Raw genomic sequence first — 23914 nt, 5'->3', positions numbered from 1 at the left:
GGACNCGAACCTGTGCCCCCGGCGGGACTCGAACCTGTGCCCCCGGCGGGACTCGAACCTGTGCCCCCGGCGGGACTCGAACCTGTGCCCCCGGCGGGACTCGAACCTGTGCCCCCGGCGGGACTCGAACCTGTGCCCCCGGCGGGACTCGAACCTGTGCACCCAACTTGGCATTGTGCGAACCTGAACCTGCAGGTGGACGGCCTTCCGTTCGCCGTCGTCCCGGCCCACAGCAAGCTGCGGCGTGACGGGTATCGGAATTAGCGGTATTCGTGTCGTGCTCGGGTGGCGGAGATCATGACGGTCAGTGTGTCGTTCCACCGCCGTGCCAGGTGCCTGTCGCGATCCAGAGCTCGTAGTACAGGAGCCATTCGGAGGCCCAGGGCAGCACCGTGTGGGCGAGTAGGAGGCTGTCGTTCCACTCGCGGCCGTAGTACAGGCAGAGATGATCTCCCGGGTAGACGTGCGGCACGCGGTCGGCTTCGGGGTGCAGTTCCAGCTGCGGTCCGATGACTTCGACCTGCGGGCGCTTCCCGTGCCGGTGGCTCAGACGCACGGTGTAGGTCCGGCTTGCTGCCGTGGGCTGGAGCGGCACGGTGCAGATCAACTTGCCGCGCTGGACGTGCCCGATGGCGGCGGGGAAGGCGTGTCGGATCGCGGCCAGTTGGAGGCCGAGGTTAAGCACGCGGGCGTGGGTTGTGGCCATGGAAGGTGTGGTTCTTGAGCTGGGGGCCGGTCGTCGTGGTGGTGATCAGACCTGTGCGGGCGACGCGGAGCTGCCCGTCAACGCGTTGGCGGCGCAGATGCTCGCCGTATCGAGAGGCCGACGTCCGGACCGCGTTGCCGGGGAAGGCCTTCTCCAGGGTGGACACGACCACGTCGAGCCCGGTGCCGCGCAGTTGGGCAAGGTCGTGCAACACGGTGCTGATCTCGGTGTGCCACTTGATGAAGGCGGCGCGTCGATCGGGGTACTCGTTCCACTTGTCGGCGAAGTTCTCGCCCGGATGCGCGGGATTCGCCACCCAGTAGCGGCCGTTCCGCTGCTCGACGTGGTCCTGCATGGTCGCGACGACGTGACTGGTGGCGGCGAACAGGTCGGCCTCGCCGCTGTAGGCGCGGGCGGCCAGCGTCGTGATCAGGATCGACGGCGGCTTCGCGTGCGGATCGTCGGCGAAGAACAACATGGCGTGCCACTTAAGGACTGGACAACGCGCTGCAGAGTGCTGCGGACCCGCCAAGTGGGGACGTCGGCGACATTGACGTTCTTGGCGAACGCCGCCTCCCGGACCTTGGTCTGCAGCTCGACGGAGCGCCCGCGGAACCACTCGCCGTAGCCGAGGGGGTCGCTGTGCTGCCAGGCCCGGAGCTGCCGGTCGGTGAGCAGGATACCGGTGGGCGGCAGCTCCTCATCGGGGATGGACGGCAGGACGTCGAGGTGGAACCCGAGATCGGGGTAGCCGAGGGTCCAGCAGCGGCGTCGCGCTTCGCAGGTCGCGGGGCCGTCGTCGTGACCGGCCCCGATCTTCCAGCGCCGGTAGGCATGAACCTGGTCGCCGACGCGCTGCTTGAGCTCGGCCTGGGTGGTGCTCGCCTTCCGGATCGGAAGGAGGCACACCAGCTCGATGTCGTACTCGCCGGTCGGGGTGCTGGGACGCACGACAGTGCCGAGCAGGAACGAGCCCTGCGGGTGGATCTGCCACTCGATGCCGCGGTCGGCCAGCCAGGTGCCGACCTCCTCGTAGCGTTCGACGGCGATGTCCTGCAGGTCGGGTGAGATGTCGAGGGTATCGACGGCGCCGTCGAGCAGCATCGACAGCATCTTCTCGAGCGAGTCCACGGTCAGTTGTCCTCTCGGGGGTGGAGGGGGACGTAGGGAGCGGCGCGGTGGTCGGCGAAGCGGTGCGCGACCTCGGGGGAGGCGATCCGGCTGGCTCGTGCCGCCCGCCCGACGAGGTCATCGGCATCGGGCTGCGGATCGCCTCCGCGATCACACTCTCGGTCCCCGTCATCGGCACCTGGACGCACTGGGCCCTGTTCGGAAGCGAGTTCCCCGGCAACGAGATCATCCCGCGGCTCTACATCGTCCACGTGCTGCTGCTGCCCGGCATCCTGCTGGCGCTGATCGCGTTGCACGTCGGGCTCGTCTGGTACCAGAAGCACACCCAGTTCCCTGGGCCGGGGCGGACCGAGCGCAACGTGGTCGGTGTCCGGATCCTCCCGGCGTTCGCGGCGAAGGGCGGCGCGTTCTTCGCCGTGGTCGTCGGCGTGCTGTTCCTGATGGGCGGGTTGCTCGTGATCAACCCGATCTGGACGCTCGGCCCGTACAACCCGGCACAGGTGACCGCGGGTTCCCAACGCGACTTCTACATGTGGTTCAGCGAGGGCATGGCGCGGATCTTCCCCGCGTGGGAGATCAACCTCGGCACGTACACCATCCCCGCGGCGTTCTGGCCGACGGCGTTCTTCCTGCCGCTGCCGTTCGTGCTGGCCGCGATGTACCCGTACATCGAGCGCCGGTTCACGAGGGACTACGCGCCGCACAACCTGCTGCAGCGCCCCCGCGACGTGCCGGTCCGGACCTCGCTCGGCGCCATGGCCCTCGGCTTCTACCTGGTGCTGTGTCTCAGCGCCATCAACGACTGGATCGCGTACTTCTACGACATCTCGCTCAACGCCACCACCTGGATGGGGCGGATCGGGTTGCTGATCGTGCCCCCGATCGCCTACTACGTCACCTACCGGATCTGCCTCGGCCTGCAGCGCTCCGACCGGGCCGTGCTCGAGCACGGCATCGAGACCGGCATCATCCGGCGGCTCCCACACGGCGAGTTCATCGAGGTGCACCAGCCACTGAGCCTTTGCCAACCTGCTCAGACGCTGGCGATCATGAGGGTCTGAACTGCGGCGACGAGCTCGGAGGCCCTGGTCGGGCAGGAGCGGATCTTGCGCAGGATTCGCCAGTTCTTCAGCTCGGCGTTGACGCGCTCGCCCGGGCCGCGCTGGCGGGCGTGCGCGGCGTTGACCTCCTTCTGATTGCGTGAGAGTCGCCGGTAGCGGCCGGTGCCGGCGTCGATGTGGCGACGCCGTTGCGGGACCCGGATGGCAGGCACGCCGCCCTGGTAGGCGGTGTCGGCGACCGCCCGGACACCGGCTGCGGCGAACGCGTCGATGATCCCGTGCTCGCGTGCAGCGCCCATGTCGTGTCGAGCCCCGGGCAGGGCGGGTGAGATCCACACTGGCCGACCGGCCGGGTCGGCGATGACCTGCACGTTCACGCCATGGCATTTGTGCTTGCCGGAGTAGAACGCCCGGTCGCGGCCCGACGCCATGCTGACCCGGTCGATCCGGAGCAGGGTGCCGTCGAGGGTGAGCGCGGTCGTCGTCCGCGATCCCGCTGGACCAGGCCCGGCGGATCGACGCCGACGACGTCGCGGAATGGATCGCCGGCCAGTACCGGCGCGGGCCCTACCCCGTCGTCGTCGTGGGCTCGCCCACCGGGGCTCGTCACCGTGCGTTGCGACGTGCGTCGCCGCGAGGAGCGCGCGGCGCTGGTGCTGGAGGCGACGGACTGCTTCGGGCGGATCGACGTCCTCGTCAACAACGCCGGGGTCGGCTATCTCGGCGCGGTGGTGGACATGACGGCCGAGGACGTGGAGAGGGTCGTGGCGACGAATCTGACGGCGCTGATCGACCTCACCCGGCTGGTGCTGCCCGGGATGCTGCAGCGGCACGACGGCGACGTGCTGATGGTGTCCTCGGCCGCGGCGTGGGTGTCTCTCCCGCCGCTGACCGTCTACGCGGCGAGCAAGCGGGCGGTCGACGGGTTCGTCGAGGGGCTGCGCCGGGAGGTCGGCCCGCAGGGGATCCGGATCCACTCGGTGAACCCAGGGCCCGTCGCCACCGAGTTCCACGCGCGCGCGCTGCGGCTGCGCCCACGCGAGGGCGAGCCAGGTCTGCGGCCCGGGGTCGGTGTGGGACCCGAACGGGTAGCCCGCCGTGCCGTCCGCGAGCTGCGTTCCGGCCGCGGGCGCACCGTCGCGGTGCCCCGCGCGCTCGGGCCGGCCCGGCTGTTGGGCGTCCCGCCGGTCGCTCACGTCGCCGACTTCGGAATCAGGTCGGTCGCGGGCCGGCTGGCACGGCTCGGCCGGACCACCGCCGTGGAGCGGGCTCCCACGGCCCGCCGCGACCGGCCATGACCCCGAGTGGAGTCTGTCTACGGGGCCGGGCGCTCGGCCAGGTAGGCGAGGCGGCGGACGCTCTCGGTGTTGCGCTGGAAGATCAGCGGGGCGCGCAGCGGGTACGGGGTCAGGCGCGCCGGACCGGCGACGGCGTCCTCCCGCATGACGATCTCGCGTCCCCCGTCCGCGGTGGGCTCCAGCACGACCTGCACCTCGACCTCGCTGGCAGGCCAGCCGCGGCCGCGCAGCACGAGCTCACGGCCGGGAACGGACTTGGTCGCCCGCCTGATGTCGTCGAGCAGGAACGGCCAGCCGCCGACGGAGTGGTGCAGCTCGGCCCCCACGGCCGGCCAGTCCGCGCTCACCGCGCGCATCCGGGCCGCGCCGACCACCCAGACCGGGTAGTACCACCCGTCGGCCAAGACGTTCCAGACCGCATCCGGAGGTGCCGTGCTGGTGCGGCGTACCTCAATCACAGGCGCGGAGTAGCCCGCCGGCGCCTGGCTAACCGCCCCTACCGCACGCACACGGAGCAGCGGCGGGAACAGCGCGTGGGGACGGGCCGATAGCAACCCTCTGGCATACGGCGTTCGCCCGGTAGCGGCCCGGGTACTCGCTTGTCAGGCATCTTCGGAGGTCGAGCGATGCGCCTGCCACTCCCCGGACCGGGTGACCTTCTGCGGCCCGTCCGCACCCTGACAGGGGCGATCCAGGTCCTCGGCTCGACGGTGGCCACGACGACCACATTGGTGCCGCAGATCGAACACGTCGTCACTCGGATCATCTCCTTGCTCGACGCCGCCGAACGAGACGCGCCCCGCGTCGGGGTCCTCCTCCACGAGATGGAAAAGCTCGTCGGCTCGCTGGGCTTTGTCTCCCGAGAGGGGCGAGCGGGCACCCTCTCGGGGCTCATCGACCGTGCCGATGCCCTGCTGACATCGAGACGATCCCTGGCCGCCGCCGACCTGCTCGACCGGTTCCACGGTCTCCTGACGGATCAGCGGGTCGAGTCGCTCAACACCCTGCTCGACCGCGCGGAGCCGCTGCTCACGCCCGAGCGGATGGAGGCGGCTGCCCGTCTGCTCGACCGTCTCGACGACATCCTCACGCCGGATCGGGTGGAAGCCGTGCAGGCACTGCTCGACCGACTCCCCGTGCTGCTCACCGCAGAGCGCACCCGCGCGCTCTCCGCATTGGCGGATCAGTCCCGACGACTCGTCACCGCGCTCGAGAGCGGCGAGCTGCCTGCGTCCCGCGACCTGCGGCAGATGCCGCGGGACATCCACGTGATGCTCGAACTCATCGACGACCTGCATCAGGTCGTCACCGGCGTGCCGGGCGCACGGAATGCCCGTGATCGTGGTGCCGAAGCACATCGACAGGTGTCGACGGAGAAACGGTAGGGCGATGCTGTCGTGGGCGCGTCGAGCAGGATCGGCCGGGGCACCCGCACTCGCCTTCGCTCGTCGCGGCGCGCACTGGTGAGGGCCGGCGCTGCCCCTGGCCGAGGCATCGGGTCGTGACGTCCCACGTTCAGTTCGGGGGCTCGGTCTCCCCGGCGGTGGGGTCCGGCCCGCCGCCCCCGGCCGGCTGCCCGGGGGAGGCGAAGGCCGAACCGCCTGGACCGGCTGGGGCGTCGTCGTCTCCCTCGACGTTCGGTTCCCCGAGGACGTCGGCGACGGGGGTGTAGGCGGCAGCGGGATCGTCGTGCGGTTCAGGAGGTCGATCAGGAGATCTCCTCACGATCTCGCGCTCCTTCCTTTGCCGGCTCGGATACGGGGCTCAGCCGGCCGGCTTGTCGGTCTCGTAGCCGATGTTCTGCGCCTGCCACATCCAGCGGGCCTCTTCGAGCTTGCCGGCGAGCTCGATCATGAGGTCCTGGGTCACGAGGTCGGTCTCGGCGGTCTCGTCGATGTGGGTGCGGACCCGGCGCGCTGCGATGTCGACGGACTCGAAGATCTGCTTGATGACGTCGCGGTCTTTGACCCACCCCTCCTGGAAGGAGGGGATGCCGCTGTTCGACGAGACCGTGGGGGCCCGGCCGTCGGGTGGGACGCCGATCGCGGCGGCGCGTTCGGCGATCTCGTCGGTGTAGGTGCGGGCCAGGTTGACCAGCTCGTCGAGGTGCAGGTGCACGTCGTGGAACTGGCGTCCGACGAGGTTCCAGTGCGCCTGTTTCGCCACGAGGGACAGGTCGACGAGATCGACCAGGGTCGCCTGGAGGGCGGCGCCCGTGGTGTCGCGGGCCTGTTCGTCGAGGGTGCTGGGAATGGGATCAGCCATGACTCTCCTCGAGATGTTGCCTTCTCTGCTTGTAGTGAAGTCGAGTGGTGCCGACGCCCATCAGGTTCGGGGGACTGGGGACGTGGCGTCATCGCCCGCGAGCCACGATCCCTCGGCGCTCGCGTGCTCCCGGCGCTCGGCGAGGCGGGCGCGTTGCGGGGCGACCGTGTGCTGCGGCTCGGCCGCGGATTGCCGCCCGGCCTCGAACACCGCGAACCGGGTGGCCAGCGAGCCGGCGGCCAGGGCCAGGCCCGACGCGATCGCTCCGGCCCGGCTGCGGCGGGCCAGGAGGGCGCCTGCGCCGCCGATGGCGGTGAGCGCGTGCGCGACGCGGTTCCAGCGCCCGGCCGGGCCGCTGCGGTAGGCGTCGGCGATCCCTCCGGGCAGTGTGTCGAGGGCACGTTCCAGCTGCCGGCCGGCGAGCAGCTCCACCGCGGCCCCGAGCGCGCCCAGCCGCGCGGCCGGGGTGTTCTCACGAAGGCTGCCGGTGACGCCGGAGATCACCAGTCCGGCGCCGCCGCCTGCCGCGGCCGCGCTGCCCGCGAACAGCACCGGCATCTCGTCGCTCGCCTCGTGCCATGCGGGGACGGCCGTGTTGGTCACCAGCACCGCGGTGTAGCCGGCCAGCGGCGGGCCGAGCAGTGCGGCGCCCCAGCCCGCAAGCCGGCCGAGCCGCGGGGCGATCCCGGTCAGTTCGGAGGCCGCGGCGGTCGAGGCGAGCGCGGCGAACGGGCTCAGGATCCAGGACCCGATCGACAGCGGGGACGTCGGCTTGATCACCCGGAGCATGTGCAGGAACCGCGCGGGCCGGCCCAGGTCGTGGATGAGTGCGACCGTGCCGAGGGCGGCGCCGCCGGCCGCCACCAGTCGCCCGCCGCGGCGCAGGGCCGGGCGATCCGTCTCCCCAGCGAGCGCGAACAGCACCGACGAGGCACCGGCCATGCCGCCCACCCACAGGTAGACCGGCACGTCCGGGCTCTTCCAGGTCGGCGTCTTGATGATCGGCCGGCCGTAGTAGGAGGTGAACTCGGCCGCGGGCACCATCGAGCCGCGCTCGCGCTTGCGGCCTCGGCGCGGTCGGTGCTCCACCGCGCCCGCCGCGCTGCGGTGGCCGTCGCGGTTCGTGTCGAAGGTCCGCCGGCCGTCGTCCGACATCAGCGCCAGCCCTCGACGAATGCCCCGGCGATGGCCAGTGCGAGACCGGCGGCGGCCGCCGCGGCCCGTTTCCACATCCGCGGCAGGTCCCGGGTCGTGACGACGGGGTCGGGTGGCAGGCCGTAGACCTCGGGCTCGTCGAGCAGCAGGAGGAACGCGCCGTCGCCGCCGACGCCGTCGTCGGGGTCGCGGCCGTAGAGCCGGGCTTCGGGGACGCCGTGCGCGTGCAGTTGCGCCAACCGGCGGTCGGCTCGCTCCCGGAGCTCGTCGAGCGGCCCGAACTGGATCGACTCCGTGGGGCAGGCCTGGGCACAGGCCGGCGTCAGCCCGTCTTTAGTGCGGTCGTAGCAGAGGGTGCACTTGAACGCGCGGCCGTCGTCGGGCCGGATGCCGAGCACGCCGTATGGGCAGGCGGTCACGCAGTAGCCGCAGCCGTTGCAGATGTCGGGCTGCACGACGACGGTCTCGAACTCGGTCCGGAACAGCGAGCCGGTCGGGCACACGTCCAGGCACGCGGCATGGGTGCAGTGCTTGCAGACGCCGGAGGACATGAGCCACCGGACGTCGCGCCGCTGCGGCCCGTCGGTCCGGCTGCGGGACTCGACGAACGCGACGTGCCGCCAGGTGTTCGCGCCCAGTGCTCCGGAGTTGTCGTAGGACATGCCGAGGAGATCGAGGTCGGCGAGGTCGGTGGACCCGCTTCCGCTGGGTCCGGCGTCGGCGGGTACGAGGTTCCACTCCTTGCACGCCACCTCGCAGGCCTTCAGCCGATGCACACGGAGGTGTCGGTGAAGAACCCGAGCCGCGGCGGCGCTTCCCCGGGCATGCCCAGGTAGGTGGCCCGCTCGGTCTGCCCGGTGAACGGCGTCGTGTAGGGCGTCCCGACGTTGCTCGCGAAGCCTGCCGTCGGGTCGGTCGCCGACCCGGCCTCGGCATGCTCCGCCCGGACGTCCGGGCTGCCGGGCTCGTCCCCGCCGACGACGTCGAACCGCGATGTCCGGCGCTCGGTCATGGCGCGATCCCCGCCCGGCGCCGGTAGTCCTCGACGAGCGCGCGCAGTTCCGGGCCGTGCGGGCGCCGTCCGGGACGGATGTCGCAGGTGAGCACCTTGGACTCCTGGATGTGGACGTTGGGGTCGAGGCTGATCGACAGCAGGTCGTTGGCGGTGTCGCCGGTGGCGAGGCCGTTGTGGCCGAAGTGCCAGGGCACGCCGACCTGGTGGGTCTCGCGGCCCTCGACGCGCAGCGGCTTCATCCGCTCGGTCACGAGCACCTTCAGCTCGATGGCGCTGCGCGCCGTGACGACCGTCGCCCACCCGTTGTCGGTGAGGCCGCGCTCGCGGGCCAGCTCGGGGGAGACCTCGCAGAACGCCTTCGGCTGCAGCTCGGCGAGGTAGGGCACGTGCCGGGTCATCCCGCCGCCGGTGTGGTGCTCGGTGAGCCGGTAGGTGGTGAGCACGAACGGGAACAGGTCCGAACCGGCGGGGTGGTGTGGATTGTCCGGGCTGTCGTACAGCTTCGCCGACGGGTTGGCCGGGTGCTCCGGGTAGAGCGGGTTGCGGTGCGGCGACTCCACCGGCTCGTAGTGGGTCGGCAGCGGCCCGTCCACCAGCCCGGCCGGTGCGAACAGCCAGGCCTTGCCGTCGGTCTGCATGATGAACGGGTCGTTGCCGGCCAGCGCGGCGCCCGCCTTCGCGTCGGGCGGCGGGACGTAGTCGGGGGCCTTGTCCGGCGGGAAGTCCGGTGTGTCGTGGCCGGTCCAGCGCTCGCCGTCCCACCAGATGAGCGCCTTGCGCTCGCTCCACGGCCGGCCCTGCGGATCGGCCGAGGCGCGGTTGTAGAGCTGGCGGCGGTTGGCAGGCCACGCCCAGCCCCACTCGGTCGCCACCCAGTCCTGTTCGCGCGCCGGCTTGCGGCGCGCGGCCTGGTTGACGCCGTCGGCGTACACCCCGCAGTAGATCCAGCAGCCGCAGCTCGTGGAGCCGTCGTCGCGCAGCTGGGTGTAGGCGTTGAGCGCCCTGCCGTCGGACCCGTAGCCGTTGATCTCCTTCAGCACGTCGGCGGCCAGCGGCTCGGCCTTCGGCCCGTGCGCACCGTACTCCCACGTCAGCGCCCTGATCGGAGCGTCGCGCGGGTCGTCGGAGTCCGCGAGGCGCTCCTTGATGATCCGCCCGAGGTGGTAGAAGAACCACAGGTCGCTGCGGGCGTCGCCGGGCGGCTCCACCGCCTTGTGCCGGTACTGCACCAACCGCTGGGTGTTGGTGAACGTCCCGTCCTTCTCCACGTGCGACGCCGCGGGCAGGAAGAACACCTCGGTGGCGATGTCCTCCGTGTGCAGCTCGCCGGTCTCGACCTCCGGGGAGTTCTTCCAGAACGTCGCGGTCTCCACGCAGGACATGTCCCGCACGACCAGCCACTCCAGCTGCGCCAGCGCGAGCCGCTGCAGGCGTGCGTTCGCCCCGCCGACCGCCGGGTTCTCCCCGGCCACGATGTAGCCGGGTACGTGCCCGTCGAGCATGTCGAGCACGGTGCGGTAGTTGTTGTGGTCGCCGGTCAGCCGGGGCAGCCAGTCGAAGCCGTAGTCGTTCTCCGCCGTGGCCGCGTCACCGAACCACGCCTTGAGCAGGCTGACGATGTAGTTGGGCATGTCGCCCCAGAACCCGGCCTTGCCCGCGTCCGGTTCGATGTAGCTGGCCAGCGACTGGCCGCGCTCGTCGGCGGGCATCGGCAGGTAGCCGGCCGGGCAGGATGTTGAACAGCGTCGGGATGTCGGTGGAGCCCTGGATCGTCGCGTGCCCGCGCAGCGCCAGGATGCCGCCGCCGGGGCGGCCGATGTTGCCCAGCAGCGTCTGCAGGATCGCCGCGGCGCGGATGTACTGCACGCCGACGCTGTGCTGGGTCCAGCCGACGGCGTAGGACCAGTTGGTGGTGCGGTCCCGGCCGCTGTTCTCGGTGATCGCGCGGGCGAGCTCGTGGAAGGTGTCCTGCGGGATGCCGCAGACCTCCTCGACGAACTCCGGGGTGTAGCGGGCGTAGTGCCGCTTGAGGATCTGGTAGACGCACCGCGGGTGCTGCAGCGTCTCGTCGCGGGCCGGTTTGCTGCCAACCGACGCGCCGCCGCTGCCGTACTGGTCGCCTCCGGCTGTCTCCCTCTGCTCCCGGCCGCCGTGCTGTTCCTCTCGCCGTTGCTCCCGCGTCTGCCCCTCGTCGCCGGGTGGTCGTGGTGGCGCGCTGCGTCGTCCGGCGGCGGCGGGAGACTGTTCGGCGCCCTCGTACTGCCAGGTGGCGATGTCGTAGGTGCCCTTCTCCGGGTCCCACCCGCTGAACAGCCCGCCGAGGTCTTCGGTGTCGCGCTAGTCCTCGCTGATGATCGCCGCCCCGTTCGTGTACGCCACGACGTACTCGCGGAACTCCTTCCCCTGCGACAGCACGTGGTGGATCAGACCGCCGAGCAGCGCGATGTCGGTGCCGGCCCGGATCGGGACGTGCAGGTCGGCCAGGGCGCTCGTGCGGGTGAACCGGGGGTCGACGTGGATCACCTTCGCGCCGCGCAGCTTCGCGTCCATGACGAACTGGAAGCCGACGGGATGGCACTCGGCGAAGTTCGAGCCCTGGATCACGATGCAGTCGCTCTTGGTGAGGTCCTGCTGGAACGTCGTGGCGCCGCCGCGGCCGAAGGAGGCTCCCAGACCGGGAACCGTGGAGCTGTGTCAAAGGCGGACCTGGTTCTCCACCTGGATCGCGCCGAGCGCGGTGTAGAGCTTCTTGATGAGGTAGTTCTCCTCGTTGTCCAGCGTGGCGCCGCCGAGGTGGGCGATGCCCATCGTGCGGCGCAGCGGCTGGCCGTTCTCGTCGGTGTCCTGCCAGGTGCGGCGGCGCGTGTCCAGGATCCGGTCGGCGATCATGTGCATCGCCGTGTCGAGGTCCAGGTCCTCCCACTCCGTGCCGCCGGGGCGCCGGTAGCGGACCTTCGTGATCCGGTCGGGCCGGGTCACCAGCTGTTTGGACGCCGCGCCCTTCGGGCAGAGCTTGCCCAGCGAGATGGGGGAGTCCGGATCGCCCTCGATCTGGGTGACCTGCTCGTCCTTCACGAACACCCGCTGACCGCAGCCCACCGCGCAGTACGGGCAGATCGACTGCACGACGCGGTCGGCGGACGTGATCCGCGCGTGCAGGTGCTCACTCCAGTCCGAGCGGGCGGCGTCCCCGCGTGCGGTCCGGTCCGCGCTCCTCGCCTGCCGGACCACGGCCATGCTTCGATCCACTGACGCACGCCCACGGGCCGGGTGTTTCCCTGCCCTCACCGCGTCAAAACGTGGCCGAGGAATCGGCAGCCTGGGGTACCGGGCGAGTAGATCGCCCGTTGCGGTACCAGTTCGACCACGTCCACTCTGGTTCCCGCCCGGCGCGCGTCCACTCACGGCCGCGTTCTGGCCCGCCTGAACCCGCGCCCGACGGGTATGCCGTCCGCGTGGGAGCGACCTTTCATCTCGGTCGGATCGCCGGCATTCGCGTCGGCGTCCACTGGAGCGTCCTGGTGATCTTCATGATCATCGCCGTGGGGTTGGCGGGGCAGCGCTTCCCGGCGGCGTACCCGCAGCATAGGGCGGGCGCCTACGTGGCCGCTGGCGTGCTCACCGCGGTCGTCTTCTTCGCCTCGCTGCTGGCCCACGAGATCTCGCACGCAATCGTCGCCCGGCGTAACGGACTGCGGGCGGACGACATCACGCTGTGGCTGTTCGGTGGGGTGGCCCGGTTGTCCGGGGAGGCCCGTGACCCGGGGGCGGAGCTGCGGATCGCGGGGGTCGGCCCGCTGGTGAGCCTGCTGCTGGGCGGGGTCTTCCTCCTCCTCGCCTGGCTGCTCGGCGCGAGCGGATACGAAGGACTCGTCCTCGAAGGCCTGGCCTGGCTGGGCGGGATCAACATCGCGCTCGCGGTGTTCAACGTGGTCCCGGCGGCCCCGCTCGACGGCGGGCGGCTGTTGCGCTCGGTGATCTGGTGGCGCACCGGTGACCGGCTCGCGGCGACGGTCTGGGCCGGGCGGGCCGGGCAGGTGTTCGGCTGGATCCTGGTGGCGCTGGGCCTGTTCACGTTCGTCACCCGCGCCGGTTTCGGCGGGCTGTGGCTCGCGCTCATCGGGTGGTTCCTGGTCGCGGCGGCCACCGCGGAGAGCCGGCAGGCCACCGTTCGCGAGCAGCTCGGCGGGATGGCCGTTCGCGAGCTGATGACCCCCGACCCGATGACCGCGCCCGCGTCGATGACGGTGGAGGAGCTGCTGGGCAGCGACCTCATCCGGCACCGGCACTCGACGTTCCCGCTGACCGAGGACGGGCAGGTCCCGGCCGGGTTGGTCACGTTCACCCAGATCCGGCGGGTCCCGCCGCAGGAGCGGGCGAGCACCCGCCTGCGCGACATCGCCTGCCCGATGGACCAGGTGGCGCAGGCCCGTCCGGAGGATCGGGCCGCCGAGCTGCTCCCGCGGCTGAGCGAGTGTGCGGAGGGGCGGGCGCTGGTGATCTCCGAGGGCAGGCTGGTCGGCATCGTGTCCCCCTCCGACGTGAGCCGTGTCCTCCGGTGGATGAGCGTGCCCGGTCAGCACTCGCAACGCGCGTCGCAGTAGGGGATCGGGGATCGCGGCGGGACTCGGGGATGCGTCAGATGTGGGGAAACTGCTGTACCGCCTCCTCCAAGCCGGCGCGCAGGTCGAACACGTGTCGCTTCGCGTGGAGCGCCTCGGGGAGCGGTCCGAGCGGCGGGACGATGCGCAAGGCGATGGCCGCCCTTCGGGCGTCCTGCGCGGCCTGAACGAGGCCTTCGACGGCGAGGGGCGTCAGGGCGGACACGCGGGTGAGGTCAAGTACGAGCAACCGGGGTAACAGCACCAGCTGCTCCAGCACCGCAAGGCGCAGCTGAACTGCGTTAGTCTCGTGCAGCTCGCCAGTGACGCGCAGGATCCGGACCCCGGGGTCAGGACGGCGGAGGGCGATGACAAGGCCGGGACCGAGCTCTGTCGAGTCGATCGCCCGTTCCTGGGGCTCCGGCATGTGCTCCCTTCCCGCCTGCCCGTCGGCACGGCGTCGACGGCGGGGAGCGGACCCGTGGTCGGCCCGTCGCGCGGCGCTACTACGGGGGTCCGTGAGCACGAACCACACGCCCCTGCAGGTTTCCAAGTCCGGCGGCGCCGAAACGCAATGGAAGAGCCTGAGTGGGCAGGTGTACTTCGGTGCGGTCGTCGTCGATGTGGGGGACAGGCCCGTCGATGTCGTGACCCCGGGGCGGACTCGAACCGTTGGCCGAACGACCGGAGGACCCGTCATGGCGATCAGCACCGCAGCCGATGAGCGGGGGACGCCGGCGGATCGATCACCAGGCGTCCGCGAGCGCGTCGTCGACCGTGCGGTGCAGCGGCAGCAGCTTGTCCAGCCCGGTGATCTGCAACGGACGGATCGCCGCACGTGCATCGCCGACGACCACCCGCAACCGGCCGGCGGTGCTTGCGGTAGGAGCGGAGGCTGCCTGGACCAGCACTGTCAGCCCATGCGAGTCGAGAAAGCTCACGCGGCTCAGGTCCAGGACCACCGGTGCGCCCGGCTGGGTGTCGTCGAACGCGGTGTTCAGGGCGTCGGCCAGGGCCGGCGCGGTGAGCATGTCGATCTCTCCGGCTACCGATACCACGACCGCCGGACCGGCCTGCGTCACCGCGAGCTGCATTGTCGGTGACCTGAGTTCCTCCTCGGGACCGTCAGCCATGTCAGCTGACCGTACTCTGGACGAGAGCAGGCGTCGTTTCGCCTGCGGAATTCCCGCCAGGAGCGCGGGAGCCTCGGCGGGCGCGATGTCGCTGACCGCGACGTCGAAAGTGGTGGTCAACAGGCGGGGACGGGTGCCTCCCACGACGGTCGGCCGGCGTGCGAGGTCATGACAACGTTGCCCACACGGTCTTGCCGCGGTTGTGCGTGGTCCAGCCCCACCGCTGGGCGAGCGCGTCTACGAGCTGCAGGCCGCGACCTCGGGTCGCGTACATGTCGTGGGGCATGAGCCGCGGAGGGTCGAGGGAGTGGTCGGTGACCTTGATCCGCAGCAGCCTGCCGTCGTAGTGGACCTGTAGCCGCAAGCTGGTGCGGGCGTGGTCGACGGCGTTGCTGACCAGCTCGTTCACCACGAGTACCGCGTCCTGGACCGCATCCTCGGCCAGGCCCCAGCGCAGGCATCGTTGCCGGACGCGCGGGCGTAGCCGTGCCGGGGCGTCGATCGCGGGCGGCACCGTCCACCGTGCGCGCACGTGCGGCGGGCGCATCGGGCACCGCGCTCGGGCGAGGTCCTTGCTCTGGGCCACCCACAGGTGCCGGGTCACGCCCGAGGTCTGCAGGGCCTCGCGCATGAGCGGGTCGGTGGTGAGCAGGACGAGCCGGGCGTCGGGCCAACCGCCGGCCTGGTCCATCGCGGCTGTCACTACCCGCAGCGTGCTGGCGCGCTGGATCTGCAGGTCGTTGACGTCCAACAACACGCAGGCATGCACATGCAGCAGCGCGGCCAGCCGGTCGCGAACGGCCGCGCGAGTGGTGCGCGACAGCAGTCCGCGGAGCTCGACCAGCACGGCGTCGCCGGTTTGCGGAACCGGCGCCTCGAACGCGATGCTGCCAGCCAGACGATCGGGATGTGTCGTCACGGCCGTTCTGACGTCGTGCACTACGGCGCTTCTCCGACGCCCCAGACCTCTCACGCCCCTGTGCCGCGGCTGTCAGCCGGGTGTCCCGTCGGGGTCACCGCTTTGCTCGCTGGTCCCACCGCCGGCCCCACCCGGACCGCAGGATCCGGCTCCGGTCAGCACGAGCGCGGCGCTGGCGACTGCCGCAATGAGCGCTCGCAGGATTGTGTGCTTCGCCATACCCAGCGGATACCCCGAGACGTGCGACGCACACCCAAACGGCGATTGGGTTCGCATGGTCGCCGGCCCTGCATTTGTGGGCTGGCCTCGACGTGGACAATGCGGTCGGCTTCGTGCCGCTCGACACGGCCGGAGCTGGCTGCACCCTGCGCTGCCCATCGGCATGATCGCGCTCGGGGTGCTGCTCGGTCGCGGCCGAGCTGCCCTGCGGCGGGCACCCCAGGTGCGGCCGGGGCGGATGTGCCGGCGGCGGGCGGCGCCCGTACTGGCACGCCAGGCGGATCCAGTGCTTCTGTGCCGGGGCGAGGTCGTCTTACTCCCCGGGACATCGATGCGCCTCCAACCGGCCTATTCCCTACCGCCGAACGCTTCGGTGCTCTGGTTGTGAAAGGGCTGGGGTCGGACCCGCAGCTCGAACATCCGTTTGCGTGCCTGTCGGTCGGGAACTCGAAAAGCCCACTCCCACTCCACACGGAGGAAACGGACGCATGAAATCGATCATCCGGACCGCGAGCGTCCTGCTCACCGCAGTGGTCATGGTGCTCGTGGGTCCGGTCGCGATCGCGCAGGCCGGCACGCCCGCGCGCGTCGACGACAACGGGGTGTCCGAGCAGGACCGGAAGTTCCTCCGACAGGCCCACCAGTCGAACCTCGCCGAGATCCAGACGGGGAAGCTGGCCCAGGAGAAGGGCGAGAGCGACGAGGTCCGCGAGCTCGGCCGGCTGTTCGTCAAGGATCACTCCAAGCTCGACGACGAGCTCGTGGAGGCAGCCGACGACCTCGGCGTGGACCTGCCCTCGCAGCCGAACCGGGAGCAGAAGGCGATCGCCGAGAAGCTCGAGGACCTCGCGGGAGCCGAATTCGACGACGCCTGGGTCGACGCGCAGATCGAGATGCACGAGGAGGCGGTCGCGCTCGGCGAGAAGGAGATCAAGCACGGGGGGAACGACGACGTCATCCGCCTCGCCGAGGAGTCGGCGCGGGTGATCAAGCACCATCTGGCGCGGCTGCGTGACGTCGAGGACGACCACGACGAGAAGGATTGAGACGAGAGAAGGACTACACCGAGGGTGAGGACGTATCAGTCCCGCAGCATGCCGCGCAGCACGTACTGCATGATCCCGCCGTTGCGGTAGTAGTCCGCCTCGCCGGGGGTGTCGATGCGGACGGTCGCGTCGAACTCGACCGTCTCGCCCGACTCCTTGGTGGCCGTGACGTGCACGGTGCGCGGGGTGGAGCCGTCGTTCAGCGCGGTGACGCCGCTGATGTCGAAGGTCTCGGTGCCGTCGAGGCCCAGCGACGCCGCCGACTCGCCCTGCGGGAACTGCAGCGGCAGCACGCCCATGCCGATGAGGTTGGAGCGGTGGATGCGCTCGTAGCTCTCCACGATCACGGCCTTCACCCCGAGTAGCGCGGTGCCCTTGGCCGCCCAGTCACGCGACGAGCCGGAGCCGTACTCCTTGCCGCCGAGGACGACCAGGGGGGTGCCCTGCTTGGCGTAGTTCTGCGCGGCGTCGTAGATGAACGCCTGCGGCCCGCCCTCTTGGGTGAAGTCGCGGGTGTAGCCGCCGGAGACGCCCCGTCCTTCGTTTTCTTCGCCGAGGAGCAGGTTGCGTAGCCGGATGTTGGCGAACGTGCCGCGGATCATCACCTCGTGGTTGCCGCGGCGGGAGCCGTAGGAGTTGAAGTCCCGCTTCTGGACGCCGTGCTCGCACAGGTACTGCCCGGCCGGCGAGTCCTCCTTGATGGAGCCTGCCGGGGAGATGTGGTCGGTGGTGACCGAGTCGCCGAGCAGCGCGAGCACCCGGGCGCCGGAGATGTCCTGCACCGGCTCGGGCTCCTGCTGTATGCCCTCCAAGTACGGGGGCTTGCGGACGTAGGTGGAGTCGGGGTCCCACGCGAAGGTGTCGCCCTCGGGGGTGGGCAGCGAGCGCCACCGCTCGTCGCCCGCGAAGACGTCGGCGTAGTCCTTGGTGAACATCTCCTGGTTGATCGCGTTGTCGATCGTGGCCTGCACCTCCTGCGGCGAGGGCCAGATGTCGCGCAGGTAGACGTCGTTGCCCTCCGGGTCCGTGCCGAGGGGCTGGGTCTCGAAGTCGAAGTCCATGGTGCCCGCCAGACCGTAGGCGATGACCAGCGGCGGCGAGGCCAGATAGTTCATCTTGACGTCGGGGTTGATCCGGCCCTCGAAGTTGCGGTTGCCCGACAGCACGGACACGACCGCAAGGTCGGCCTCGTTGACCGCGGCCGAGATCTCCTCGGCGAGCGGGCCGGAGTTGCCGATGCAGGTGGTGCAGCCGTAGCCGACCAGGTGGTAGCCGAGCTTCTCCAGGTACGGCCAGAGGCCGGCCTTCTCGTAGTAGTCGGTGACGACCTTCGAGCCGGGAGCCATGGACGTCTTCACCCACGGCTTGACCGCGAGGCCCTTGTCGACGGCGTTCTTGGCCAGCAGCGCGGCGCCGAGCATCACCGACGGGTTCGAGGTGTTCGTGCACGAGGCGATCGAGGAGATCACCACGGCGCCGTGGTCGAGCTCGAACTCGCGCCCGTCCACCAACCGGACCCGGGTGGGGTGGCTCGGCCGACCCTCCGTGCCGGCAGCGGCCGAGACCGGCTCGTGCGGCACGCCGTCGTCGTTCCCGGCCACGCCAACAGCGGGCGGGTCGCTGGCTGGGAAGCTCTCGGAGCTCGCCTCGTCGACGGCGGACCGCACGCCGAACGGCTGCTCCTGGGTCGGGACCCCCGGCCTGCGGTCCTCGCCCCCGGTCTGGCCGCTCTCCACGTACTCGGGCAGCGCGGAGCGGAACGCCTGCTTGGCCTGCGCGACGGCGATGCGGTCCTGGGGGCGCTTCGGCCCGGCGATCGACGGCACCACCGAGGACAGGTCCAGCTCGAGGGTCTCGGAGTAGGCCGCTTCGCGGGACGGGTCGTGCCAGAGGCCCTGCTCCTTGGCGTAGGCCTCGACGAGCTCGACCTGGGCGTCCGGGCGGCCGGTGAACGTCAGGTATCGGATCGTCTCCTCGTCGATCGGGAAGATCGCCGCGGTGGAGCCGAACTCGGGGCTCATGTTGCCGATCGTGGCCCGGTTGGCCAGCGGCACCGCGCCGACGCCTTCGCCGTAGAACTCGACGAACTTCCCGACGACGCCGTGGCGGCGCAGCATCTCGGTGATCGTCAGCACCACGTCGGTGGCCGTGGACCCCGGTGGGATCTGCCCGGTCAGCTTGAATCCGACGACCTTCGGGATGAGCATCGAGACGGGTTGCCCGAGCATGGCCGCCTCGGCCTCGATACCGCCGACGCCCCAGCCCAACACGCCCAGCCCATTGACCATGGTGGTGTGCGAGTCGGTGCCGACGAGGGTGTCGGGGTAGGCCTGCCCGCCCCGGCTCACCACGACCCGTGCCAGGTACTCGAGGTTGACCTGGTGCACGATGCCGGTGTTCGGCGGGACGACCTTGAACTGGTCGAACGCGCCCTGGCCCCAGCGCAGGAACTGGTAGCGCTCCTTGTTGCGCTGGTACTCCAGCTCGACGTTGCGCTCGAAGGCGTCCGGCCGGCCGAAGACGTCGGTGATCACCGAGTGGTCGATCACGAGTTCGGCCGGTGCGAGCGGGTTGACCTTCGTCGGGTCGCCGCCGAGCTCGGTGACGGCCTCGCGCATCGTGGCGAGGTCGACCACGCACGGCACGCCGGTGAAGTCCTGCATGACCACGCGCGCGGGCGTGAACTGGATCTCGGTGTCCGGCTCGGCCGTCGGGTCCCAGTTCACGAGGGCGCGGATGTGGTCGGCGGTGACATCTGAGCCGTCCTCGGTGCGCAGCAGGTTCTCCAGCAGCACCTTGAGGCTGAACGGCAGTCGCTGCGCGCCCTCGACCGCGGACAGCCGGTAGACCTCGTGCTCCGCGCCACCCACCTCGATCTTTCCCTTGGCTCCGAAGCTGTCCATGTTGGCCACGATGGCTGTCCTCCCCTGGCATCCGTGATCGGCAGCGGCTGCGTGGGTCACGATCGGTTCTCGAGGGCGCGGAGCGTCGCTTCGGTGACCATGCCGAGCACGAGGTGTCCGACCAGGCCGCGCAGGTGCGCCTGCCAGGGGTAGTCGCGCTGCCGGCCCATGATTCCCAGGAGCCTGCCGGCGATCTCATCGTTCAGGATGGTCAGCGCCAGTCCGAAGAGGGCGCCACGCCCGGTCCGCAACCAAGGCTGCGCCTGCCGCAGCCGGGCGTACGCGGCGCCTGGGACCATGCCCACCGCGTAGTGGAAGGCGATCCCCGCGGCGTTGGGTTCGTCCTGCGCCGCGTCGCTGCGGACGAGCCGCGCGAGGCGGCGGGCCGCGGCGTGCGCGGTGTCCTTGCCGAAGACCCTGGTCTGCTTCTCGCGCTGCAGCGCGGTCGGATCCTGCCGCCGGTACATCCACCAGGTCACGACGTCCATCGCCCAGACGCCGACCGCTCCGGCGCTCGCGCCCCTCGTCACATCACCCGTCATTCTTAGCTCCTCGAGGCAGGCAGCCGGCGTGATTTCTGCACCACACCGGGCGTACCCACCGGGCGCCCGCGCAGACATGTCCCAGCAGCTTCCGAACCAGGGCGTGGGTTTCGCGATCGTGACGGGGGGTAGCAGTGGACGGTGCGGCCGGGGAGCACGCGCGGGGCGGGCAAGAGGCCGGATGACGGGGAGCTGTGTAGTGGGCGGGTCGGATCTGGAACTTGGGAGCGGCGAGCAACGCGCGCAGCAGTCCGGACACCAGCGCCGGGTGATGGTCGCGCAGCGGGTCGGTTGGGCGGTGCTCGCGCTGATCGTGTTCGCCGCGCTCGCCGGGCTGCTCGGCCCGGGTCCGCTCAGCCAGGTGACCCACACCGACCCGTCGGGCCTGGTGCGGCTGGAACACGAGCGGTTCGCGAGGTACATCGGGGGACACGAGCCTGCAGCTGCAGGTGCTTCCCGACCCGGAGCAGGCCGACACCGCGCAGGTGTGGATCTCCTCGGACTACCTGTCCACCGTCCGCGTGCAGCAGGTGCAGCCCGAACCCGACACCTGGACCGGGGTGGGCGACGGTGCGGTCCTGGCGTTCCCGGTCAGCGGGCCGGATCCGATCACCGTCGTGCTCCAGATCCGCCCCGACCAGGTCGGGCTGCTGCGCGGAGCCGTTGGCGCACCGGGCCGGGAGCCGGTCGAGTTCTGGCAGCTCGTCTACCCGTGAGTGGAAGGAGAGCACCGTGGACGCGGTCCTGCGGGCGGCGCTGGTCTATGTGGCCCTGCTGGTCATCTTCCGGGTCACCGGCAAGCGCACCATGTCCCAGGTGACCACCTTCGACCTGGTCCTGCTGCTGATCGTCTCCGAGGCCACCCAGCAGGCGCTGCTCGGCGAGGACTTCTCCGTCACGATGGGAGTCCTTGTGATCATCACGCTGGTCGGGCTGGACCGGTTCGCCGACTACCTGGGCTGGCGCTTCCCCCGGGTGGGCCGGGTCCTCGACGGCACCCCGGTGGTCCTGATCGAGCGCGGGCGCGCGTTGGAGGATCGGCTGCGCCAGCACCACATCGCCATGGACGAGGTGCTCCAGCAGGCCCGTTCCAGCCAGGGCGTGCGGCGTGCGGACGAGATCGACTACGCCATCCTGGAGCGCTCGGGCAGTATCAGCATCATCCCGAAGAAGGGATGATCACCCCGCGGGTGATCGTGAGTAGCTGGCTGGCGGTGGCGGCCGGCGTCCTGCTGCTCGCCGTGGTCATGTGGGACGTCGTCACGACTGTGTTCGGCCCCAGCATGGGCAGCGACCCTCTGACCCGGGGGTGGGAACGACTGCTGGCGCCGCTCGCCCGCCGGTTGCGGACGCATCGGCCTGCACTGGTCTGGGTGGGGCCGATGTTCGCCGCGGTGACAACGCCGAGCTGGCTGGGGCTGCTGTGGTTTGCCTGGGCCCTGGAGTTCCAGCCCGCCGGCTCGGTCGTCACCCCGGACGGCCGGGATGCCGATGACTGGGTGCAAGCCTACTTCGCCGGCTACTCCCTGGTGACGCTCGGCAACGGAGAGTTTCAGCCGGGCAGCGCGCTCTGGCAGGCCATGTCCGTGGTTGCTGCCGCATCCGGCCTCATCCTGATCACATTGGGGCTCGGTTACCTCGTCGCGCTGGTCGCGGCGGCCATCCAGCGCCACGCCACCGCGGCCCGGATCCACGGTTGGGGCAGACTCCGCTCGACGTGGTCTTGGCGGCGTGGGACGGGCGGGACCTGAGCCAGATCGACGACGACCTGCGGGAGCTCAATCAGTCGATCGCCCAGATCGCCCAGCAGCACCTGGCCTATCCCGCGCTGAGACACTTCCACTCCGCCGCCCGCGTCAACGCGCTGGCCCTGTGCCTGGCCATCCTCGACGAGGCATTGACCGTCATGGAGTGTGCGGTCGTGCCCGGGCACGGCCCGCGCGCTCACGGTGACGCAAACGCGGGCTGCGATCGACCGCTTCCTCGATCTGGAGCGGTCCCCATCCTATGGGCATGACACGCCCGTTCCCCCGCCGGCGGAGCTGTCCCGGCTGCGTGCGGCCGGTATCCCCGTCACCAGCAACCGCGAGTTTCGGGCGGCGGTTGCTCACCTCGCGCCGCGCCGCGGGGCACTGCGCGCGCTCGTCGAGGACGACGGATGGACGTGGGCAGACGTGACCGGCGAGCAATGAAACCCCTTGCCGCACTGCCCGTTGGGCGGTCAGCTGGCGTAGGCGCGCAGTCGGTCGGCGCGCTCGCCGGTGCGTAGCTTGGTGATGATCTCGCGTTCGATCTGGCGGATCCGCTCCCGTGAGAATCCGAAGCGGCGGCCGATTTGGTCGAGGGTGTGGGGCTGGTCGTCGTCGAGGCCGTAGCGCATTCGGACGATCTGCTGCTCGCGTTCTTCGAGGGTGGCGAGCACGCGGAGCAGGTCGTCGTGCAGCAGGTGGGAGATCACCGTGGTCTCGGCGTCGGTGGCCTCGCCGTCCTCGATGAAGTCGCCGAGCGGCGCGTCCTCCTCGGATCCGACCGGCATGTCGAGGCTCACCGGGTCGCGGGCGTGGTCGAGCAGGTCGGCGATCTTCTCCTCGTCGATGCCCGACTCCGCGGCGAGCTCCTTGTGGGTGGCGTCGCGCCCGAGTTTCTGGTGTAGCGCCCGCTTGGTGCGGGCGAGCTTGTTGAGCTGTTCGACGAGGTGGACGGGCAGGCGGATGGTGCGGGCTTGGTCGGCCATGCCGCGGGTGATGGCCTGGCGGATCCACCAGGTGGCGTAGGTGGAGAACTTGAAGCCCTTGGTGTAGTCGAACTTCTCCACCGCATGGATCAGGCCGAGGTTGCCCTCCTGGATGAGGTCGAGCAGTGGCATGCCGCGGCCGGTGTAGCGCTTGGCCAGGGAGACGACGAGGCGCAGGTTGGCCTCGAGCAGGTGGTTGCGGGCCTGCTGGCCGTCGCGGACGATCGCGCGCAGGCCGGCGGCGTACTGCTTGTCGAGGTCGCCGGGGGCGGCGTCGTCGAGCACGTGCTGGGCGAACACGCCGGCCTCGATCCGCTTGGCCAGTTCGACCTCCTGCTCCGCGGTGAGCAGTGCGGTCTTGCCGATGCGGTTGAGGTAGACGCGGACCAGGTCGGCCGCCGGGCTCTGGGCGTTGGCGTCTTCTGCGACAAGCTCGGCGCGCACCACTGGCTGGCCCCCAGGCTCCGAGGTGTGAATCCTTGGTCGTCACCGGGTACCCGCCAACACTGCGGTGTCACCGCAACTCCCGCTCGACTCGCTCCACGATGGCGAGAGTGGTCGCCCGTTGCCGGCCGCGGCGCTGCGGTCTTGGAGACGGTGCGGGTCGCTTCCCAGCAGAACGCCTCGGCCAGCGCGTCCGGCGTGGGCAGCGGGAACGGGCCGCTGGCCTGCCAGCGGGCCAGGGGTGGGGCGTCGGTCTCGGAGTGAACACGGCGGTGATAGACCTGCTCGACCCAGGCGGTGAACAGCCGGTTCAGCCCGTCCAGGTCAGCGACATGGTGCCGGCCCCGCTGCCCGGGGGACTCGCCGCCGGTGGGCTCCCCGGTGATCTCGACGAGGAACTGCTCGCGGACGGTGCGGGTGGGGTCGGCCGCGCGGCGAGGTGCCCGCAGGAGCGGGTCCTTTTCCGCGCGGCCTCCCGCCGAACCGGACGTGACGGTTTCCCTGTCATCCGGCTCTCCAGTGATTACGGCGTGAGCGGTGGGGCTGGTTGCCTGGGATGGATCAGGTCGTGGCAGTCGCCGCAGACCACGAGGGTCTTGCGTCGGCGTCTGGTCATGAGCTGGGACCATCCGGGCTGCGGCTGGCCGGGTCGGGCGAGGTCGGCGAGCGCGCGGACGTGGTGGACCTCGATGTTGTCCGTGCGTTGGCAAAGCTCGCACTTGCCCGCCCGGAGCCTCTTGAT

Annotated in this window: 22 protein-coding genes and 3 pseudogenes; 9 read left to right on the top strand and 16 right to left on the bottom strand. The window is 70.6% G+C overall.

What is annotated here, in order from left to right:
• Positions 1-304: 304 nt before the first annotated feature.
• The 3 genes from KME75_RS12500 to KME75_RS12490 are packed head-to-tail and all read right to left on the bottom strand — an operon-like array spanning position 305 to position 1837.
• The gene (locus KME75_RS12500) at positions 305-706 is read right to left on the bottom strand and encodes a type II CBASS E2 protein (protein WP_219414781.1); all 402 of its coding nucleotides are present in this window, start codon (positions 704-706) and stop codon (positions 305-307) included.
• Complete coding sequence (locus KME75_RS12495; RefSeq protein ID WP_219414780.1) at positions 678-1184, bottom strand: hypothetical protein; 507 nt, start codon at positions 1182-1184, stop codon at positions 678-680. Before KME75_RS12495 ends, KME75_RS12500 begins: the two co-directional genes overlap by 29 nt.
• Entirely contained in the window at positions 1136-1837 is a 702-nt protein-coding gene (locus KME75_RS12490; RefSeq protein ID WP_219414779.1) for a nucleotidyltransferase domain-containing protein, read from the bottom strand. Before KME75_RS12490 ends, KME75_RS12495 begins: the two co-directional genes overlap by 49 nt.
• Before the next feature lie 92 nt (positions 1838-1929).
• Here KME75_RS12490 and KME75_RS12485 point away from each other — a divergent pair.
• Positions 1930-2853, top strand: a pseudogene (locus KME75_RS12485) (cytochrome b N-terminal domain-containing protein); the annotation flags it as partial.
• Positions 2854-2870: 17 nt separating this feature from the next.
• On the opposite strand, the gene KME75_RS12480 reads toward KME75_RS12485, so the two are convergent.
• Positions 2871-3437, bottom strand: a complete 567-nt coding sequence (locus KME75_RS12480; protein WP_308282727.1) for a transposase family protein — start codon at positions 3435-3437, stop codon at positions 2871-2873.
• Positions 3438-3509: 72 nt separating this feature from the next.
• Between KME75_RS12480 and KME75_RS12475 the strand changes: the two genes are divergently transcribed.
• Positions 3510-4196: an SDR family NAD(P)-dependent oxidoreductase gene (locus KME75_RS12475; RefSeq protein WP_308282724.1), complete on the top strand. Its 687-nt coding sequence runs from the start codon at positions 3510-3512 to the stop codon at positions 4194-4196.
• Between the two features lie 17 nt (positions 4197-4213).
• Here the strand turns inward: KME75_RS12475 and KME75_RS12470 are convergent, their stop codons facing one another.
• Positions 4214-4654 carry an SRPBCC family protein gene (locus KME75_RS12470; protein WP_372452589.1) on the bottom strand — a complete coding sequence of 147 codons (441 nt, stop codon included), beginning with the start codon at positions 4652-4654 and terminating at the stop codon, positions 4214-4216.
• A 168-nt stretch (positions 4655-4822) separates the two neighbouring features.
• On the opposite strand from KME75_RS12470, the gene KME75_RS12465 reads away from it, so the two are divergent.
• Positions 4823-5581 carry a hypothetical protein gene (locus KME75_RS12465; protein WP_219414775.1) on the top strand — a complete coding sequence of 253 codons (759 nt, stop codon included), beginning with the start codon at positions 4823-4825 and terminating at the stop codon, positions 5579-5581.
• A 379-nt stretch (positions 5582-5960) separates the two neighbouring features.
• Here KME75_RS12465 and KME75_RS12460 read toward each other — a convergent pair whose 3' ends face one another.
• From KME75_RS12460 to fdh, 4 genes and pseudogenes are all read right to left on the bottom strand, one after another.
• The gene (locus tag KME75_RS12460; protein WP_219414774.1) at positions 5961-6461 is read right to left on the bottom strand and encodes a Dps family protein; all 501 of its coding nucleotides are present in this window, start codon (positions 6459-6461) and stop codon (positions 5961-5963) included.
• Positions 6462-6521: 60 nt separating this feature from the next.
• Positions 6522-7616 carry an NrfD/PsrC family molybdoenzyme membrane anchor subunit gene (nrfD, locus tag KME75_RS12455; RefSeq protein ID WP_219414773.1) on the bottom strand — a complete coding sequence of 365 codons (1095 nt, stop codon included), beginning with the start codon at positions 7614-7616 and terminating at the stop codon, positions 6522-6524.
• Positions 7616-8442: pseudogene (locus tag KME75_RS12450) on the bottom strand (4Fe-4S dicluster domain-containing protein). The gene nrfD and the pseudogene KME75_RS12450 overlap by 1 nt, the downstream one beginning before the upstream one ends.
• A gap of 182 nt (positions 8443-8624) precedes the next feature.
• Positions 8625-11894: pseudogene (gene fdh / locus KME75_RS12440) on the bottom strand (formate dehydrogenase).
• Positions 11895-12086: 192 nt separating this feature from the next.
• On the opposite strand from fdh, the gene KME75_RS12430 reads away from it, so the two are divergent.
• Positions 12087-13235, top strand: a complete 1149-nt coding sequence (locus KME75_RS12430; protein WP_219414771.1) for a site-2 protease family protein — start codon at positions 12087-12089, stop codon at positions 13233-13235.
• Positions 13236-13269: 34 nt separating this feature from the next.
• Here KME75_RS12430 and KME75_RS12425 read toward each other — a convergent pair whose 3' ends face one another.
• From KME75_RS12425 to KME75_RS12415, 3 genes are all read right to left on the bottom strand, one after another.
• Positions 13270-13659 (bottom strand): STAS domain-containing protein, encoded by a 390-nt coding sequence (locus KME75_RS12425; RefSeq protein WP_219414770.1) that lies wholly within the window; start codon positions 13657-13659, stop codon positions 13270-13272.
• Between the two features lie 319 nt (positions 13660-13978).
• Positions 13979-14485 carry an anti-sigma factor antagonist gene (locus tag KME75_RS12420; RefSeq protein WP_219414769.1) on the bottom strand — a complete coding sequence of 169 codons (507 nt, stop codon included), beginning with the start codon at positions 14483-14485 and terminating at the stop codon, positions 13979-13981.
• A 46-nt stretch (positions 14486-14531) separates the two neighbouring features.
• Positions 14532-15212 carry an ATP-binding protein gene (locus KME75_RS12415; protein WP_219414768.1) on the bottom strand — a complete coding sequence of 227 codons (681 nt, stop codon included), beginning with the start codon at positions 15210-15212 and terminating at the stop codon, positions 14532-14534.
• A 779-nt stretch (positions 15213-15991) separates the two neighbouring features.
• On the opposite strand from KME75_RS12415, the gene KME75_RS12410 reads away from it, so the two are divergent.
• Positions 15992-16549, top strand: a complete 558-nt coding sequence (locus tag KME75_RS12410; RefSeq protein ID WP_219414767.1) for a DUF4142 domain-containing protein — start codon at positions 15992-15994, stop codon at positions 16547-16549.
• Positions 16550-16584: 35 nt separating this feature from the next.
• On the opposite strand, the gene KME75_RS12405 is transcribed toward KME75_RS12410, so the two are convergent.
• Together KME75_RS12405 and KME75_RS12400 are read right to left on the bottom strand one after the other, a co-directional pair.
• Positions 16585-19452, bottom strand: coding sequence for an aconitate hydratase (locus KME75_RS12405; RefSeq protein WP_219414766.1), 2868 nt, complete (start codon positions 19450-19452; stop codon positions 16585-16587).
• A gap of 56 nt (positions 19453-19508) precedes the next feature.
• The gene (locus tag KME75_RS12400; protein ID WP_219414765.1) at positions 19509-19994 is read right to left on the bottom strand and encodes a DUF1440 domain-containing protein; all 486 of its coding nucleotides are present in this window, start codon (positions 19992-19994) and stop codon (positions 19509-19511) included.
• A 449-nt stretch (positions 19995-20443) separates the two neighbouring features.
• Here KME75_RS12400 and KME75_RS12395 point away from each other — a divergent pair, with 449 nt between their 5' ends.
• The 4 genes from KME75_RS12395 to KME75_RS12380 are packed head-to-tail and all read left to right on the top strand — an operon-like array spanning position 20444 to position 22011.
• Entirely contained in the window at positions 20444-20710 is a 267-nt protein-coding gene (locus KME75_RS12395) for a hypothetical protein (RefSeq protein ID WP_219414764.1), read from the top strand.
• 16 nt (positions 20711-20726) lie between these two features.
• Positions 20727-21173: a DUF421 domain-containing protein gene (locus tag KME75_RS12390; protein ID WP_219414763.1), complete on the top strand. Its 447-nt coding sequence runs from the start codon at positions 20727-20729 to the stop codon at positions 21171-21173.
• Entirely contained in the window at positions 21170-21745 is a 576-nt protein-coding gene (locus KME75_RS12385; RefSeq protein ID WP_219414762.1) for a hypothetical protein, read from the top strand. The genes KME75_RS12390 and KME75_RS12385 overlap by 4 nt, the downstream gene beginning before the upstream one ends.
• A complete protein-coding gene (locus tag KME75_RS12380) occupies positions 21718-22011 on the top strand; it encodes a hypothetical protein (protein ID WP_219414761.1) in 294 nt (97 codons plus the stop codon). Before KME75_RS12385 ends, KME75_RS12380 begins: the two co-directional genes overlap by 28 nt.
• Before the next feature lie 204 nt (positions 22012-22215).
• On the opposite strand, the gene KME75_RS12375 is transcribed toward KME75_RS12380, so the two are convergent.
• Positions 22216-23172 (bottom strand): sigma-70 family RNA polymerase sigma factor, encoded by a 957-nt coding sequence (locus KME75_RS12375; protein ID WP_308282723.1) that lies wholly within the window; start codon positions 23170-23172, stop codon positions 22216-22218.
• A 523-nt stretch (positions 23173-23695) separates the two neighbouring features.
• On the bottom strand, positions 23696-23914 hold the full coding sequence (locus KME75_RS46710) for an HNH endonuclease (RefSeq protein WP_372452588.1): 219 nt from the start codon (positions 23912-23914) through the stop codon (positions 23696-23698).

Source organism: Pseudonocardia nigra (genome assembly GCF_019396355.1).
In the GTDB taxonomy this organism is placed as follows: domain Bacteria; phylum Actinomycetota; class Actinomycetes; order Mycobacteriales; family Pseudonocardiaceae; genus Pseudonocardia; species Pseudonocardia nigra.
This window is presented reverse-complemented; position numbering and strand designations above follow the sequence as displayed.